The sequence below is a fragment of the Agrobacterium genomosp. 2 str. CFBP 5494 genome, assembly GCF_900013495.1.
GTDB classification, from domain to species: domain Bacteria; phylum Pseudomonadota; class Alphaproteobacteria; order Rhizobiales; family Rhizobiaceae; genus Agrobacterium; species Agrobacterium pusense.
In genome coordinates this window covers 666171-681593 of record NZ_LT009719.1, presented here as the reverse complement: position 1 = coordinate 681593, position 15423 = coordinate 666171, and the positions used below count along the sequence as shown (strand labels likewise).

Genomic DNA, 15423 nt, shown 5'->3' with positions numbered 1-15423 from the left:
TCCAACGAAGCTCATCCCTGCGGGGAAAAGGAGGCATCACCTGAAATGAAGAAGAACGTTCTGATCATCGGCGCCGGTGGCGTAGCACAGGTCGTGGCGCATAAATGCGCCCAGAACAGCGATGTATTGGGAGACATTCATATTGCGTCACGGACTTTGGAAAAGTGCCGCAAGATTGTCGAGTCCGTACGCGAAAAGAAGAGCCTCAAGACAGATGTGAAACTTGAGGCCCATGCGCTTGACGCGATGGATATCGAGGCGACGAAAGCCTTGATCAACAAGACCGGCGTACAGATCGTCATCAACGTCGGTTCGGCTTTCGTCAACATGTCCGTTCTTCGTGCCTGCATGGACACGGGTGTTGCCTATATGGATACGGCGATCCACGAGGATCCCACCAAGATTTGCGAGACGCCGCCGTGGTATGGAAACTACGAGTGGAAGCGTGCTGAAGAATGCAAGGAGAAGGGCATTACTGCCATTCTCGGTGTCGGTTTTGACCCGGGCGTCGTCAACGCCTATGCGCGTCTTGCCAAGGATGAGTATTTCGACAAGGTCACCTCGGTCGATATCGTCGACATCAATGCCGGCAGCCATGGCCGCTGGTTCTCCACTAACTTCGATCCGGAAATCAACTTCCGTGAGTTCACCGGGGTCGTTTATTCCTGGCAGAATGGCCAGTGGCAGACCAACCAGATGTTCGAAGTCGGCCAGGAATTCGATCTGCCTGTCGTCGGCAAGCAGAAGGCCTATATGACCGGCCATGACGAAGTGCATTCGCTGTCCAAGAACATGGACGGCGCTGATGTCCGCTTCTGGATGGGGTTCGGCGATCACTATATCAATGTCTTCACCGTGCTGAAGAACCTCGGGCTGCTCTCCGAAAAGCCGGTCAAGACGGCTGAAGGTCTGGAAGTCGTGCCGCTGAAGGTGGTCAAGGCCGTGCTGCCCGATCCGTCTTCGCTGGCGCCCGATTATGTCGGCAAGACCTGCATTGGCGATATCGTCAAGGGTATCAAGGACGGCAAGGAACGCGAAGTTTTCATCTACAACGTGGCTGACCATAAGGAAGCCTATGAAGAAGTCGGCTCGCAGGGCATTTCCTACACAGCCGGCGTTCCGCCGGTTGCTGCCGCCATGTTGATAGCGACGGGCGAATGGGATGTGAAGCAGATGGCAAACGTTGAAGAACTGCCACCGAAGCCGTTCCTGAACCTTCTGAACAAGATCGGTCTTCCGAACCGCATCAAGGACGAAAACGGCGATCGCGCGCTCGAATTCTGATTGCCGGTGTTGTGATTGCGTTAAATAGAAAGCCCCGCGAAAGCGGGGCTTTTTGCTGAATCTGTCGACCTGAATCGATTGCAAAATTTTTGCATCCCCACTCCGTCACCCCGGACTTGATCCGGGGTCTAGCGCGATCAAGTCTTTGATCGCAAAAGGGTCTTCTCACGACGCAGACGCGTCGTGGCTGGATGCCGGATCAGGTCCGGCATGACGGAGGAGGTCGTCGACCGGCTTGGGTCCCACAAAAAGGGACTCATTTTCTTGCAAGAGCTAAAAACGAAGGGCGTCCTCACCCCTTCGTCGGCTTTGGCCCACGCTTTTCGAATGGCTTGTCCTTCTTGCCCTCATATTTCGGCTTGTCGCCAAAGGGCTTTTTCTTTTTCCAGGGCTTGTCTTCGCCCTTGCGATCATCGCGGGGGGCGCTCGCGTTGTCGGACTTGCTGAACTTCCGCTGGGCCTTGGCCGGCCGCGTGTCTTCGCGGAAGCCGCCGGTCATCTCGGGTTTGCCCTCAAGCGCCTTCAGGCGAATGCCCTTTTCGAGCGTCATGTCCTTGCCGATGGCGGAGGTGAAGCGGTCGACGGCGTCGGCTGCCAGTTCCACGAAGGTTTCGGTCTGTTGCATGCGGATCGCCCCGATATCCTGGCGGGTGATCTTGCCGAAACGGCAGAGCATCGGGATAAGCCAGCGCGGTTCTGCACTCTGCTTGCGACCGACAGACAGGGAGAACCAGGCACTGTCGGAGAAATCGGACCTGTCGCGGCGCGGAGCGTTGTTTTCGGGTGTTTCGAAACTGTCGCGGCGCGGCTTGCGGGTGTTATCAAGCGCGACTTCAAAAATGTCTTCCGGTGCCGAACGTCCCGCATGATAAAGGCGCACGAAGGCCGCCGCGACTTTTTCCGCGCCATGCTGTTCCAGCAGCTTGGTCACGAAATCGCGTTCGTCATCCGCCACTGCTTCGCTGAGCGTAGGATCGGCCAGAAGCCGGGCGCCGTCGCGCTCGACGATCTCTTCAACGGAGGGTGGGTGTACCCATGCGGCACTGACCTTGGCGCCTTCGAGCAGGCGCTCGGCCTTGCGGCGCTGGCTGACCGGCACCACGATGGCGCTGACGCCCTTCTGACCGGCGCGGCCGGTGCGGCCCGAGCGATGCAGAAGTGTTTCGGAATTGGTCGGCAGGTCGGCATGGATGACGAGTTCGAGGCCGGGCAGGTCGATGCCGCGGGCGGCAACGTCTGTCGCCACGCAAACGCGGGCGCGGCCGTCACGCATGGCCTGCAGGGCATGTGTACGCTCGTTCTGCGTCAGTTCGCCGGAGAGAGCCACGACGGAGAAGCCACGATTGTTCAGGCGGGCCGTCAGGTGGTTCACCGCGGCGCGGGTGGAGCAGAACACGATGGCGTTGCGGGCTTCGTAAAAGCGCAGCGCATTGATGATGGCGTTCTCGCGATCGGAAGGCGAAACCAGAAGCGCGCGATATTCGATATCCACATGCTGCTTCTGTTCGGAAGCGGTGGCGATGCGCACGGCGTTCTTCTGGTAGCTTTCGGCCAGCTTGGCGATGCTGCGCGGCACGGTGGCCGAGAACATCAGCGTGCGGCGATCTTCGGGCGATTCCTCCAGAATGAATTCAAGATCTTCACGGAAGCCGAGGTCGAGCATTTCGTCGGCTTCGTCGAGCACGACAGCGCGGATCGATGAGAGATCGAGTGCATTGCGCTTGATGTGGTCGCAGAGACGGCCGGGCGTGCCGACGACGATATGCGCGCCGCGCTCCAGCGCCCGGCGCTCATTGCGGATATCCATGCCGCCGACGCAGGAGGCGATGGAGACACCGGCAAATTCGTAGAGCCATTCCAGCTCGCGCTTGACCTGCATGGCCAGTTCGCGTGTGGGGGCGATGGCAAGCGCCAGAGGGGCAGCGGCCTGGCCGAAACGGGTGTTGTCACGCAGCAGCGTGGTCGCAAGCGCGATGCCGAAGGCAACGGTCTTGCCGGAACCGGTCTGCGCGGAAACCAGCGCGTCCTTGTCGGCAAGTTCCGGCGCAAGCATGGCCTGCTGCACGGGGGTCAAATCTTTGTAGCCGCGTTTTTCCAACGCCTGCGCGATCGCCGGGGCGATACCCTGGGTGTCTGTCATCTACCGTCTTTCGGATATGAAGCTGCCCGCATCCGCCCGAAACCAATAGATCCTAAAGTCTCCGGGGCAGCCGATACAGGCCATTTCGGCCATCTGGCCGGTTGCATTGCCGCGCTCATACTGCGAATGGGCCGATTTGTACAGTGCACCGCGGTACGGTCTTTTGCGGGTGCTTTATCCCGCCGGCGCATCAGTGCGCCATTGTTGCATGTTCAGGCTCCCGAAAAAGGCGTACCGCATGGTTCATAAACGGCATTGCGTGGCCCCCTCCTTTTCGCTAAGAGACCCGCAACTTGAGGCTCTTTGTCAGGAAGAGCCGACTGGGTTTGTTCTTGTCCGTCCGTCTTGTGAAAGAGCCGGCGGGAAAATGGGATGGTACTGGTCAAGGCTATGGCTCGCATTGTCATGAAATTCGGCGGCACGTCCGTCGCGAACCTCGAACGCATTCACAATGTCGCCCGGCATGTGAAACGCGAAGTGGATGCCGGCCATGAAGTGGCCGTGGTCGTTTCCGCCATGTCCGGTAAAACCAACGAATTGGTTGACTGGGTGCAGAACGCAGCAAAGATTACGGGGAGCAACGCCGCGTCCTTTTATGATGCGCGCGAATATGACGCGGTTGTCGCATCCGGCGAGCAGGTGACGTCAGGTCTTCTGGCGATCACGCTGCAATCCATGGGCATCAATGCGCGCTCCTGGCAGGGCTGGCAGATCCCGATCCGCACCGATAATGCGCATGGCGCCGCCCGCATTCTCGAGATTGACGGTTCCGATATCGTCAAGCGCATGGGCGAAGGCCAGGTTGCCGTTGTTGCCGGCTTCCAGGGCATCGGTCCCGATAACCGCATTGCAACGCTTGGCCGCGGCGGCTCCGACACCTCGGCCGTTGCCATTGCCGCTGCCGTGAAGGCGGATCGTTGCGACATCTATACGGATGTCGATGGCGTCTACACGACCGATCCGCGCATCGAGCCCAAGGCTCGCCGCATGAAAAAGATCGCCTTCGAGGAAATGCTCGAAATGGCGTCGCTCGGTGCCAAGGTCCTGCAGGTCCGCTCGGTCGAGCTTGCCATGGTACACAAGGTGCGCACCTTCGTTCGCTCCAGTTTCGAGGATCCCGATGCGCCGGGCATGGGCGACCTCATCAACCCGCCCGGTACTTTGATTTGTGACGAGGATGAAATCGTGGAACAGGAAGTCGTAACCGGCATCGCCTATGCCAAGGATGAAGCACAGATCTCGCTGCGCCGCGTGGCCGACCGTCCGGGCGTCTCCGCCGCGATCTTCGGGCCTCTGGCGGAAGCGCACATCAATGTCGACATGATCGTGCAGAACATTTCCGAAGACGGTTCGCGCACCGACATGACCTTTACCGTTCCTTCGGGCGACGTTGCCAAGGCGCTTAAGGTTCTCGATGACAACAAGGCCCAGATCGGCTTCGACGTTGCCCAGAACGAAACCGGCCTCGCCAAGGTTTCGGTCATCGGCATTGGCATGCGCAGCCACGCGGGCGTTGCCGCCAGCGCGTTCAAGGCACTGGCCGAGAAGAACATCAACATCAAGGCGATCACCACGTCGGAGATCAAGATTTCGATCCTGATCGATGGCGCCTATGCCGAACTTGCGGTTCGCACTTTGCATTCTGCTTACGGCCTCGATAAGAGCTAAGCCGAGACATCGGTTCCCGATGCTCCGATTCTTCGGAGTTGCGTTCTTCCGATGTGGCGTTTCATGAAAGCGTGTCCCTTGCGGGACGCGCTTCTCGCGCTATAAATTTTTAAATGACGTTTTGATTCCCGAATATTATGACATTCGGATCGGAAGCGTCGGGGAGCAAACGCGATGAGAGACCTTTCCGCAGGTCCGCGCGTCCTGCTCAAGCGGCTGCGCGAAATGATGGCGGAGCACCTTGAACCGCAGGACCGCCTTGACCAGATCGTCCGTCAGATCGCCGGCAACATGGTGGCGGAGGTTTGCTCGGTCTATGTGCTGCGTTCCGACAGCGTGCTTGAGCTTTATGCGACGGAAGGTCTCAACAAGGATGCCGTGCATCTTGCGCAGCTGAAAATGGGGCAGGGTCTTGTCGGCACCATTGCCGCTTCCGCCCAGCCGCTCAATCTTTCCGATGCGCAGGCGCATCCCGCATTCCGCTATCTACCTGAAACCGGTGAGGAAATTTATCATTCCTTCCTCGGCGTGCCAATTTTGCGCTCCGGTCGCACTCTTGGCGTTCTTGTGGTCCAGAACAAGGCCAGCCGAACGTACCGGGAGGATGAAATTGAAGCGCTCGAGACAACCGCGATGCTTATCGCTGAAATAGTGGCGAGCGGCGAGTTGAAGAAGATCACACGCCCCGGTGTCGAGCTGGACCTGACGCGTGCCGTCTCCATCGACGGCGACGCCTATGGCGAAGGCATCGGTCTTGGCCATGTGGTGCTGCACGATCCGCGCATTGTCGTTACCAACCTGCTGAACGAAGATGCGGATACGGAAATCCGTCGGCTTGCCGATGCTATAGGCTCGCTGCGGCTCTCCATCGATGACATGCTGCAGCGCCGTGACGTACCGACCGAAGGCGAGCACCGCGAGGTTCTCGAGACCTACCGTATGTTCGCCCACGATCAGGGCTGGGTGCGACGCATGGAAGAAGCGATCCGCAACGGCCTGACGGCGGAAGCGGCGGTCGAGAAGGTGCAGAGCGATACCAAGGCGCGCATGATGCGTCTCACCGATCCTTATCTGCGCGAACGCATGCATGATTTCGACGATCTCGCCAACCGGCTGCTTCGGCAGCTCATCGGTTTTGGCGGTCGTGGTCCGGAACAGGATTTCCCGCTCGATGCCATCGTGCTGGCCCGCGCCATGGGGGCGGCCGAACTCTTGGATTATCCGCGCGAAAAACTGCGTGGTCTGGTGCTGGAAGATGGCGCGGTGACCAGCCATGTCGTCATCGTGGCCCGCGCCATGGGCATTCCGGTTATCGGGCAGGCGACGGGCATTGTCGCGCTTGCCGAAAACAACGATCCCATCATCATCGATGGCGATGACGGCCAGGTGCATCTGCGTCCGATGTCGGATCTGCAACGCGCCTATGAGGAAAAAGTGCGTCTGCGTGCCCGCCGGCAGGAGCAGTTCCGCGCACTTCGCAATGTCGAACCGATCACCAAAGATGGCCAGAAGGTCAACCTCAAGATGAATGCTGGTCTTTTGGTGGATCTGCCGCAGCTGGATGAATCGGGTGCCGATGGCATTGGACTGTTCCGTACCGAGCTGCAATTCATGATCGCTTCCAACATGCCGAAGGGTGAGGAACAGGAGGCCTTCTATCGCTCCGTCCTGCGGCAGGCGAAGGGCAAGAGCGTTACCTTCCGCACGCTGGATATTGGCGGCGACAAGGTCGTTTCATATATGCGCGGCCAGGAGGAGGAAAATCCGGCGCTCGGCTGGCGGGCGATCCGCCTGTCGCTCGACCGGCCGGGGCTGATGCGCACGCAGATGCGCGCGCTTCTGCGTGCCGCTTCCGGTGCAGAACTGCGCATGATGTTGCCGATGGTGACGGAAGTGTCCGAAATCCGCGCTGCACGCGACCTGCTGCAGAAGGAAGTACAGCATCTTTCCAAATTCAGCCATGCGCTGCCGAAAAAGCTGCAGTTCGGCGCCATGCTGGAGGTGCCGGCGCTGATGTGGCAGCTCGATGAGCTGATGCAGGAGGTGGATTTCGTCTCCGTGGGTTCGAATGATCTCTTCCAGTTCTCGATGGCTGTGGATCGCGGCAACGCCCGTGTTTCGGATCGCTTCGACAATCTCGGCAAGCCGTTCCTGCGCATGCTTCGCGATATCGTGCGGGCGGGCGAAAGGCATCAAACTTCGGTTACGCTGTGCGGTGAAATGGCGAGCAAGCCACTTTCGGCAATGGCGCTTATCGGGCTTGGATTCCGTTCGATTTCCATGTCGCCGACGGCGATCGGCCCCGTGAAGGCCATGCTGCTCGGGCTCGATGCCGCAAGTCTTGCCGAAGAGTTGAACGCGGCGCTGGATGATCATAATTCGCTGGAAAGCGCGCGCGAGGTGTTGTTACGCTTTGCGGCGACGCATTCCATTCCCATTTAAAAAGAACTGTTTCATAATTGGAGTGACTGGTGGCGAAGCTTCCCGTCGAAAAAATGCGCGAGTTGGAAAGACGTTTCGGCGAGATCGAAGCGCGTATGTCGGCCGGGCCTGCTGCGGATGTCTATGTGAAGCTCGCTTCGGAATATTCCGAGCTCGAGCCGGTGGTGAAGAAAATTCGCGAATACGAGAAGGCGATCTCCGAGGCCGCCGATCTCGAAGCGCTGCTTGCCGACAAGACGACCGACAAGGATATGCGCGAACTGGCGGAAATGGAGCTGCCGGAGATCGAGAGCCGTATCGAAGAGCTCGAAAAGGACATGCAGGTCCTGCTGCTGCCGAAGGATGCAGCGGACGAAAAAAGTGCGATCCTCGAAATACGCGCCGGGACCGGCGGTTCCGAGGCGGCACTGTTTGCCGGCGATCTGTTCCGCATGTATGAGCGCTTTGCTGCTTCCAAGGGCTGGAAGGTGGAAGTGCTCTCCGCAAGCGAGGGTGAAGCCGGCGGTTACAAGGAAATCATCGCCACCATCAGTGGGCGAGGGGTGTTCTCCAAGCTGAAATTCGAGTCCGGCGTTCACCGGGTCCAGCGCGTGCCGGAAACGGAAGCAAGCGGCCGCATCCACACGTCTGCGGCCACCGTCGCGGTGCTGCCGGAAGCGGAAGAAATCGATATCGAAATCCGCCCGGAAGACATCCGCATCGATACGATGCGTGCGTCGGGCGCCGGCGGCCAGCACGTCAACACCACCGATTCCGCCGTTCGCATCACTCATTTGCCGACAGGGCTGATCGTGACGAGCTCGGAGAAATCGCAGCATCAGAACCGTGCCAAGGCCATGCAGGTTCTTCGTTCACGACTTTACGATATCGAGCGCCAGAAGGTGGACAGTGAACGTTCGGCCGACCGCAAGAGCCAGGTGGGCTCCGGCGACCGCTCCGAGCGCATCCGCACCTATAATTTCCCGCAGGGCCGTGTCACCGATCACCGTATCAATCTCACGCTCTACAAGCTGGACCGGATGATCGAAGGCGAGATTGATGAGCTCGTGGATGCGCTGACCGCCGATTATCAGGCGGGGCAGCTGGCGCAACTCGGCGAGCAGCATTGAGCGCGCCGGCCGGGGCCACTGTCGCAAGTGAACTTGCCGCGGCCCGCAAGCGGCTGCAGGCGGCGGGGATCGCCGATCCACTTCTCGATGCGCGTCTCCTGATTGCCGAAGTCGTCGGTTTTTCGTTGACCGACTTCGTGATGAAGCCGGACCGGTCGCTCACGACCGAGGAGCAAGCCCGAATTGATGCGATGGTTGAAAGACGCGCCGCCGGCGAGCCTGTTCACCGCATCCTGGGCCATCGGGAGTTTCATGGCCTGGATCTTCTTTTGTCGAGGGAAACGCTCGAGCCGCGCCCTGATACGGAGGTTCTGGTAGACACGCTGCTGCCTGCCTTGAAGGCTGCCGTTTCAGCCAGGGGCAGCGCGCATATTCTCGATCTGGGCACAGGCACGGGGGCAATCTGTCTCGCGCTTTTGAAGGAATGCCCGGAGGCGACCGGTGTCGGCAGCGATATCTCCGCCGACGCGCTGGAGACAGCCTCGAGAAACGCATTCCGAAATGATCTCGGCGGTCGTTTCGAACCCGTTCAAAGCGACTGGTTCGAAAAAATCTCTGGCCGCTTTGACATAATTGTGTCGAATCCGCCTTATATAAGAAGCGATATCGTCGCAACGCTTGACCGAGAGGTTCGTCATCATGATCCTCTGGCGGCGCTGGATGGAGGTCAGGACGGCCTTGCACCGTACCGCCTCATCGCTGCCGAAGCAGGCCGCTTTCTTGTGGAAAACGGGATTGTCGGTGTGGAGATCGGTTTCGATCAAAGGCTTGATGTTTCCGCTATATTTTCTTCCCACGGCTTCTCTCTTCTGGACGCCGTGAAGGATTATGGCGGTAATGATAGAGTTTTGACCTTCCGGAGATAGTTGACGACGATATGTCTGCGGAATTTTTTGCAAGGATATTTTGCACAGCAAAAGAAAAGGCTTGGATTTCCGCGGGAAGCGGGATAGTTTGCGGCCACATGCCGGGTGGCTGAGGACGAACTGAGATTCGTCAGGGTATGGGTCAGTCCCGAAGCGGGTTCTTTAAAGAGCCCTGAAAGGCTGGGCGTTTCCGGCATGTGAATCAGTAAACTTTGTTCGCAGACGGCTCGGTGCAGCATTTGCGCGACCGGTCGTCTTACGCGAGGTCTTGTCCGGAGGTATCTCGGCAGGGCGCGTGATGGAGCAATTTCAGGAAAAATTTCCAGCGGTTTTCCGCCCGGAATTGCATGAAAACAACCAGATTATCAGCAAAACAGAATTCAGGTGAGCAATTGATGAGGCCAGGACAGCAAAACAAGCGCGGCCGGGGGCGTGGAAACAACAACAATAATAATGGTGGCGGTAACAACAACTTCAACCGCAAGGGCGGTAACCCGCTGACCAGGACTTATGACAGTTCCGGCCCCGATGTTAAAATCCGTGGCACAGCCCAGCACATAGCGGAAAAATACGCGGCTCTGGCGCGCGACGCACAGAGTTCCGGCGACCGCGTGATGGCTGAAAACTATCTGCAGCACGCTGAACATTATAACCGCATCATCGCGTCGGCTCAGGCGCAGATGCAGGAACGCTTCCAGCGCGACGACCGCGGCGAGTATAATGCCGCCGATGCCGACGAGATGGATGTGAACGATGGTGACGAAGGCGCCATTGCACCGCAGCATCAGGCCGAACAGGCCGAGCGCGCGCAGCAGCCCGAACGCCAGGAGCGCGCCGAACGGAACGAGCAGCGCCAGGAGCGCCGTGAACGTCCCGACCGCCGTGAGCGGCAGGAGCGTCAGCCACGCCAGCAGGTGAGCGCAGACCAGCAGCCTCCGGTTTATGACGCCAGTCAGGCGCCGCAGCCCGTCATCGAGGGTACGCCGATGGAGGTGGCCGTCGAAGAGGAACAGCAGCAGGCGGAAGCTCCGGCCGAACGCGCACCGAAGACGCGCCGGGCGACTGGTCCGCGCCAGCGCCGTCCACGTCGCACTGCGGCTGCCGAAGGTGCCGAAGGTGAAGATGCAGGAGCCGGTGAAGAGGCCGCTCCCGCCACGCTTGAAAACGCCGCGGAATAAACAGCGCAGGCAGACATGCCCTAGGACTGAAAAACTCCGGCTCGCCGGAGTTTTTTTATTTTGGCGCGCCAAAGTCTATGACTGCGCGCACCAGCATGGCTAGCAGGGTGAAGCTGACACCCGTCAACTTCCTGGGAAAATTTCTCGACGGCCGGATTTCTTCCCCTTTAAACCGATGAAAATGCCTCCCATATTCGAGCAGGATGGAAGGTTGCCGATACTGCTGGCGACCGACCATCGAGAGGCGGCGATCGTGAAATCCTTAAACACGGCTGTCGTAGCGGGGCTTGCCTTTTGAGGGAGCCTCAACCCTAACACCCGGAGCCGTGCCGAAAGCGGGCGGGCCGGTCTATGGAGGTTCGACTATGAATATTGAAAAATACTCCGAGCGCGTTCGCGGTTTTCTGCAATCGGCGCAGACCTTTGCGCTGGCCGAAAACCATCAGCAGTTTTCGCCCGAACATGTTCTCAAGGTGCTGCTCGATGACGAGCAGGGCATGGCGGCATCGCTGATCGAGCGGGCTGGCGGCGACGCGAAAGAAGCGCGTCTTGCCAATGATGCCGCACTGGCAAAATTACCCAAGGTATCCGGTGGCAATGGCGGCCTTTCGCTGACGGCTCCCCTTGCAAAGGTGTTTTCCACCGCCGAAGACCTGGCCAAAAAGGCTGGCGATAGTTTCGTGACCGTCGAGCGTCTTCTGCAGGCGCTTGCGATTGAAAGCTCTGCTTCCACTTCGGCTTCCCTGAAGAAGGCCGGCGTGACGGCGCAGGCGCTCAATCAGGTCATCAATGATATCCGCAAGGGCCGCACGGCTGACAGCGCCAATGCCGAACAGGGCTTTGACGCGCTGAAGAAGTTCGCGCGCGACCTGACGGAAGAGGCCCGCGAAGGCAAGCTGGACCCTGTTATTGGCCGCGACGATGAAATTCGCCGTACCATTCAGGTGCTGTCTCGCCGTACCAAGAACAATCCCGTGCTGATCGGTGAACCTGGCGTCGGTAAGACGGCGATTGCCGAAGGCCTCGCCCTGCGCATCGTCAATGGCGATGTGCCCGAAAGCCTCAAAGACAAGAAGCTGATGGCGCTCGATATGGGCGCGCTGATCGCAGGTGCGAAATATCGCGGTGAGTTCGAAGAGCGCCTGAAGGCTGTCCTCAATGAGGTGCAGTCTGAAAATGGCGGCATCATCCTCTTCATCGACGAAATGCATACGCTGGTCGGCGCCGGTAAGGCGGATGGGGCGATGGATGCCTCCAATCTGCTGAAGCCCGCGCTTGCCCGCGGTGAGCTGCACTGCGTTGGCGCCACCACGCTCGACGAATATCGCAAGCATGTGGAGAAGGATCCGGCCCTTGCCCGCCGTTTCCAGCCCGTGCTGGTGGATGAACCGACCGTTGAGGACACGATCTCGATCCTGCGCGGGTTGAAGGAAAAATACGAACAGCACCACAAGGTCCGTATCTCGGATTCGGCCCTGGTTGCGGCTGCGACGCTTTCCAATCGCTATATCACCGACCGTTTCCTGCCGGATAAGGCAATCGACCTGATGGACGAAGCCGCGTCGCGTCTTCGCATGCAGGTGGATTCCAAGCCGGAAGAACTGGACGAACTGGATCGCCGCATCATCCAGCTCAAGATCGAGCGCGAAGCCCTGAAGCAGGAGACGGACCAGTCTTCTGTCGACCGGCTCAAGAAGCTTGAGGATGAACTGGCGGATACGGAAGAGAAGGCCGATGCCCTGACGGCCCGCTGGCAGGCGGAAAAGCAAAAGCTCGGCCACGCCGCCGATCTCAAGAAACGGCTGGACGAAGCCCGCAACGAACTGGCGATCGCGCAGCGCAACGGGCAGTTCCAGCGCGCGGGTGAATTGACCTACGGCATCATTCCGGGGATCGAAAAGGAACTGGCTGCAGCGGAAGCGCGGGACAGCAGCGGTGCCGGCTCGATGGTTCAGGAAGTGGTGACGGCGGACAACATCGCGCATGTCGTTTCCCGCTGGACAGGTATTCCAGTTGACAAGATGCTCGAAGGCCAGCGCGAAAAGCTGTTGCGCATGGAAGACGAACTTGCCAAGTCCGTTGTCGGGCAGGGTGAGGCCGTTCAGGCCGTGTCCAAGGCGGTTCGCCGTTCGCGTGCCGGCCTGCAGGATCCCAACCGGCCGATCGGTTCGTTCATCTTCCTCGGCCCGACGGGCGTGGGCAAGACCGAGCTGACCAAGTCGCTGGCCCGCTTCCTGTTCGACGACGAAACCGCAATGGTTCGCCTCGACATGTCGGAATATATGGAGAAACACTCCGTTGCCCGGCTCATCGGTGCGCCTCCCGGCTATGTCGGTTACGAGGAGGGCGGCGCTCTGACGGAAGCGGTTCGCCGCCGGCCTTATCAGGTCGTGCTGTTCGACGAGATCGAAAAAGCGCATCCGGATGTCTTCAACGTCCTGCTGCAGGTGCTGGATGATGGCCGCCTGACGGATGGCCAGGGCCGCACCGTCGATTTCAAGAACACCATCATCATCATGACCTCGAACCTCGGTTCGGAATTCATGACGCAGATGGGTGACAATGACGACGTGGATTCGGTTCGGGAACTGGTGATGGAGCGTGTCCGGTCGCATTTCAGGCCGGAGTTCCTCAATCGTATCGATGATATCATCCTCTTCCATCGCCTGCGGCGGGACGAGATGGGTGCCATCGTGGAAATCCAGTTGAAGCGGCTCGTTTCGCTGCTGGGAGATCGCAAGATTTCGCTCGAACTGGATGAGGATGCCCGTAACTGGCTTGCCAACAAAGGCTACGATCCCGCCTATGGCGCGCGTCCGCTGAAGCGGGTGATCCAGAAGGCGGTTCAGGACAGGCTTGCGGAAATGATCCTTGGCGGGGAAATCCCCGATGGTTCGCGGGTCAAGGTGACCTCTGGAACCGACCGGCTGCTGTTCAAGGTCAAGCCGCCAAAAGCCGAGGCCGACACTGAGGCCGCCGACGCTGCATAAAAAAAGGGCTCCGGAAACGGGGCCCTTTTCCTATAAGCGGACTCTGTTGATCTGAAATCCCCTGCCGATCAGCGGCTTGCCACCTGATTGGACTTTTCTTCGATATTCAGCAGATTATCGATGCGTTTTCTCTCGTCGGAGAAACGCGCCAGCGCTTCGCCGGAAAGCGACTTGCCGCCCGGCAGACGCACCTTCATTGCGTCCACCTTGGTGCCGTTGACGATCAGCTCGTAGTGCAGATGCGCGCCGGTCGAAAGACCGGTCGACCCCACATAGCCGATGACCTGACCCTGCCGGACCTTTGCCCCCTCGGTGACCCCCTTGGCGATCGCGCTCTGGTGGTTATAGGACGAGACATAGCCATTGGCATGGCGGATCAGGGTCTGGTTGCCGTAACCGGAGGCCCATCCGGCCTTCTCGACAGTGCCATTACCCGTAGCGATAATCGGCGTGCCCCGGGCGGCGGCCCAGTCTGTTCCCGTATGCATGCGGCTGAATTTCAGCACGGGATGGCGGCGCATCCCGAAACCGGAGGTCATGCGGCCGTTTGGAACCGGGTTGCGCAACAGGAACTGCCGGATGCTTTTGCCGTTTTCATCGAAATAATCGATGCTGTTGTCTTCCGGATTCTGGAACCGGTAAAAGCGTGTCTCGTTGTCGCCGAACTTGGCATTGACATAGAGCAGCTCCGACTTGTCCGTCGCCTTGCCATCCGCATCTTCCACGGAGAAGAAGGCTTCGAGCGTATCCGCCGGCTTGAGCTGCGCCTGGAAATCGACGCTGCTGGCCAGAAGCTTGATCAACTGCGAGACCATGCCTTGGTTCATGCCGTAAGCAAGCGCGGCGCGGTACACCCCGTCATAGACGCTTGGCAGATCGCGCCCCGCCGCAGGTGCGGGTGTGCTGTCAAAGGCGGTCGCCACCGCGTCCAGTTTCGGTGGTTGGCTGGCCTTGATGAAGCGCTTGCGGTCATCGACGGCCATGGTGACCATGTGGCGGCCCTTGCGGTAAAGGCTCACGCGCACGATATCGCTTTTCTCGTCTTCCTGAAGGATGCCGACGCGCAGCACATCGCCGCTTTCCACATTGTTGGACTGGATTTGCGGTGCCAGCAGGCCGGCAATCTCCGAAGACTGTGCCTTCGAATAACCTGCGCCGAAAAGCGCGGCCTCGATGGTTTCGGTCTGGCGGGCCGGGATCACGTCATCGGCATATTCCTTGACGGGAACGGAGGCCGATTGCGGTGTCGAGACCGACATGTTCTGTTCGACGACGCGGGCGGCCAGGCCGGCGGTGATGTCGACGTCGCCTTCGTCATTATCGAAACGGCGTGGATCGATGTAATAAAGCGCGGCAAGCTGTTCGTTGCCGTCTGTCAGGATCGATCCGTTGGAACGCACGGCTTCCTCCACCTCATCGAAGCTCAGCGAGCCGGCGAAGGGGAATTTGGAATGCTGCACGGGAAAGGCAACGGTCTTCAGGCTGACTTCGGATTCGACCTCGGAACCGTAAATCGTTCCCGTCCTGCTCGGTGCAGGTGCCGACGCGTCCTTGTCGTCATTGCTGGCGAAGATATTAAGGGGATCGAAGGCTGGATAGTCGTCCTGCTTGGCGTAATTTGCCGCAAGCGGAATTTTCACGTGGGAGAAGGGCACCTTGCGGACCACTTCCTTATCGCCTTCGTTGATGACGGTCGAGACTTCCATGATCGAGCGGTCGGACGGTCGCGCGGCAATATTCGGTGCC

At 59.4% G+C, this 15423-nt stretch carries 9 protein-coding genes (1 of these 9 cut by a window edge); 7 read left to right on the top strand and 2 right to left on the bottom strand.

Annotated elements, in window-relative coordinates; genetic code table 11:
- Positions 1–45 precede the first annotated feature (45 nt).
- On the top strand, positions 46–1284 hold the full coding sequence (locus tag AGR2A_RS17915; protein WP_004437987.1) for a saccharopine dehydrogenase family protein: 1239 nt from the start codon (positions 46–48) through the stop codon (positions 1282–1284).
- Between the two features lie 292 nt (positions 1285–1576).
- Here the strand turns inward: AGR2A_RS17915 and AGR2A_RS17910 are convergent, their stop codons facing one another.
- The gene (locus AGR2A_RS17910) at positions 1577–3424 is read right to left on the bottom strand and encodes a DEAD/DEAH box helicase (protein ID WP_022563496.1); all 1848 of its coding nucleotides are present in this window, start codon (positions 3422–3424) and stop codon (positions 1577–1579) included.
- 390 nt (positions 3425–3814) lie between these two features.
- Here AGR2A_RS17910 and AGR2A_RS17900 point away from each other — a divergent pair, with 390 nt between their 5' ends.
- From AGR2A_RS17900 to clpB, 6 genes are all read left to right on the top strand, one after another.
- Positions 3815–5092 carry an aspartate kinase gene (locus AGR2A_RS17900; protein WP_006698035.1) on the top strand — a complete coding sequence of 426 codons (1278 nt, stop codon included), beginning with the start codon at positions 3815–3817 and terminating at the stop codon, positions 5090–5092.
- Positions 5093–5266: 174 nt separating this feature from the next.
- The gene (gene ptsP / locus AGR2A_RS17895) at positions 5267–7534 is read left to right on the top strand and encodes a phosphoenolpyruvate--protein phosphotransferase (protein WP_004437993.1); all 2268 of its coding nucleotides are present in this window, start codon (positions 5267–5269) and stop codon (positions 7532–7534) included.
- Between the two features lie 29 nt (positions 7535–7563).
- Positions 7564–8643 (top strand): peptide chain release factor 1, encoded by a 1080-nt coding sequence (gene prfA / locus AGR2A_RS17890; protein ID WP_072495055.1) that lies wholly within the window; start codon positions 7564–7566, stop codon positions 8641–8643.
- Positions 8640–9509, top strand: coding sequence for a peptide chain release factor N(5)-glutamine methyltransferase (gene prmC / locus AGR2A_RS17885; protein WP_072495056.1), 870 nt, complete (start codon positions 8640–8642; stop codon positions 9507–9509). The genes prfA and prmC overlap by 4 nt, the downstream gene beginning before the upstream one ends.
- Before the next feature lie 395 nt (positions 9510–9904).
- Positions 9905–10687, top strand: a complete 783-nt coding sequence (locus AGR2A_RS17880) for a DUF4167 domain-containing protein (RefSeq protein WP_004437999.1) — start codon at positions 9905–9907, stop codon at positions 10685–10687.
- Positions 10688–11052: 365 nt separating this feature from the next.
- Positions 11053–13677: an ATP-dependent chaperone ClpB gene (gene clpB / locus AGR2A_RS17875; protein ID WP_006698032.1), complete on the top strand. Its 2625-nt coding sequence runs from the start codon at positions 11053–11055 to the stop codon at positions 13675–13677.
- A 68-nt stretch (positions 13678–13745) separates the two neighbouring features.
- On the opposite strand, the gene AGR2A_RS17870 is transcribed toward clpB, so the two are convergent.
- Positions 13746–15423, bottom strand: the 3' portion of a protein-coding gene (locus AGR2A_RS17870) for a M23 family metallopeptidase (protein ID WP_072528814.1). 269 nt of this gene lie beyond the right edge of the window; 1678 of the gene's 1947 nt are visible here — the last part of the coding sequence; its start codon lies off the right edge, out of view; it ends in the stop codon at positions 13746–13748.

Coding starts and splice junctions, on each gene's coding strand:
- AGR2A_RS17915 (WP_004437987.1), top strand. CDS start 46: ATGAAGAAGAACGTTCTGATCATCGGCGCCGGTGGCGTAGCACAGGTC.
- AGR2A_RS17910 (WP_022563496.1), bottom strand. CDS start 3,424: ATGACAGACACCCAGGGTATCGCCCCGGCGATCGCGCAGGCGTTGGAA.
- AGR2A_RS17900 (WP_006698035.1), top strand. CDS start 3,815: ATGGCTCGCATTGTCATGAAATTCGGCGGCACGTCCGTCGCGAACCTC.
- ptsP (WP_004437993.1), top strand. CDS start 5,267: ATGAGAGACCTTTCCGCAGGTCCGCGCGTCCTGCTCAAGCGGCTGCGC.
- AGR2A_RS17880 (WP_004437999.1), top strand. CDS start 9,905: ATGAGGCCAGGACAGCAAAACAAGCGCGGCCGGGGGCGTGGAAACAAC.
- clpB (WP_006698032.1), top strand. CDS start 11,053: ATGAATATTGAAAAATACTCCGAGCGCGTTCGCGGTTTTCTGCAATCG.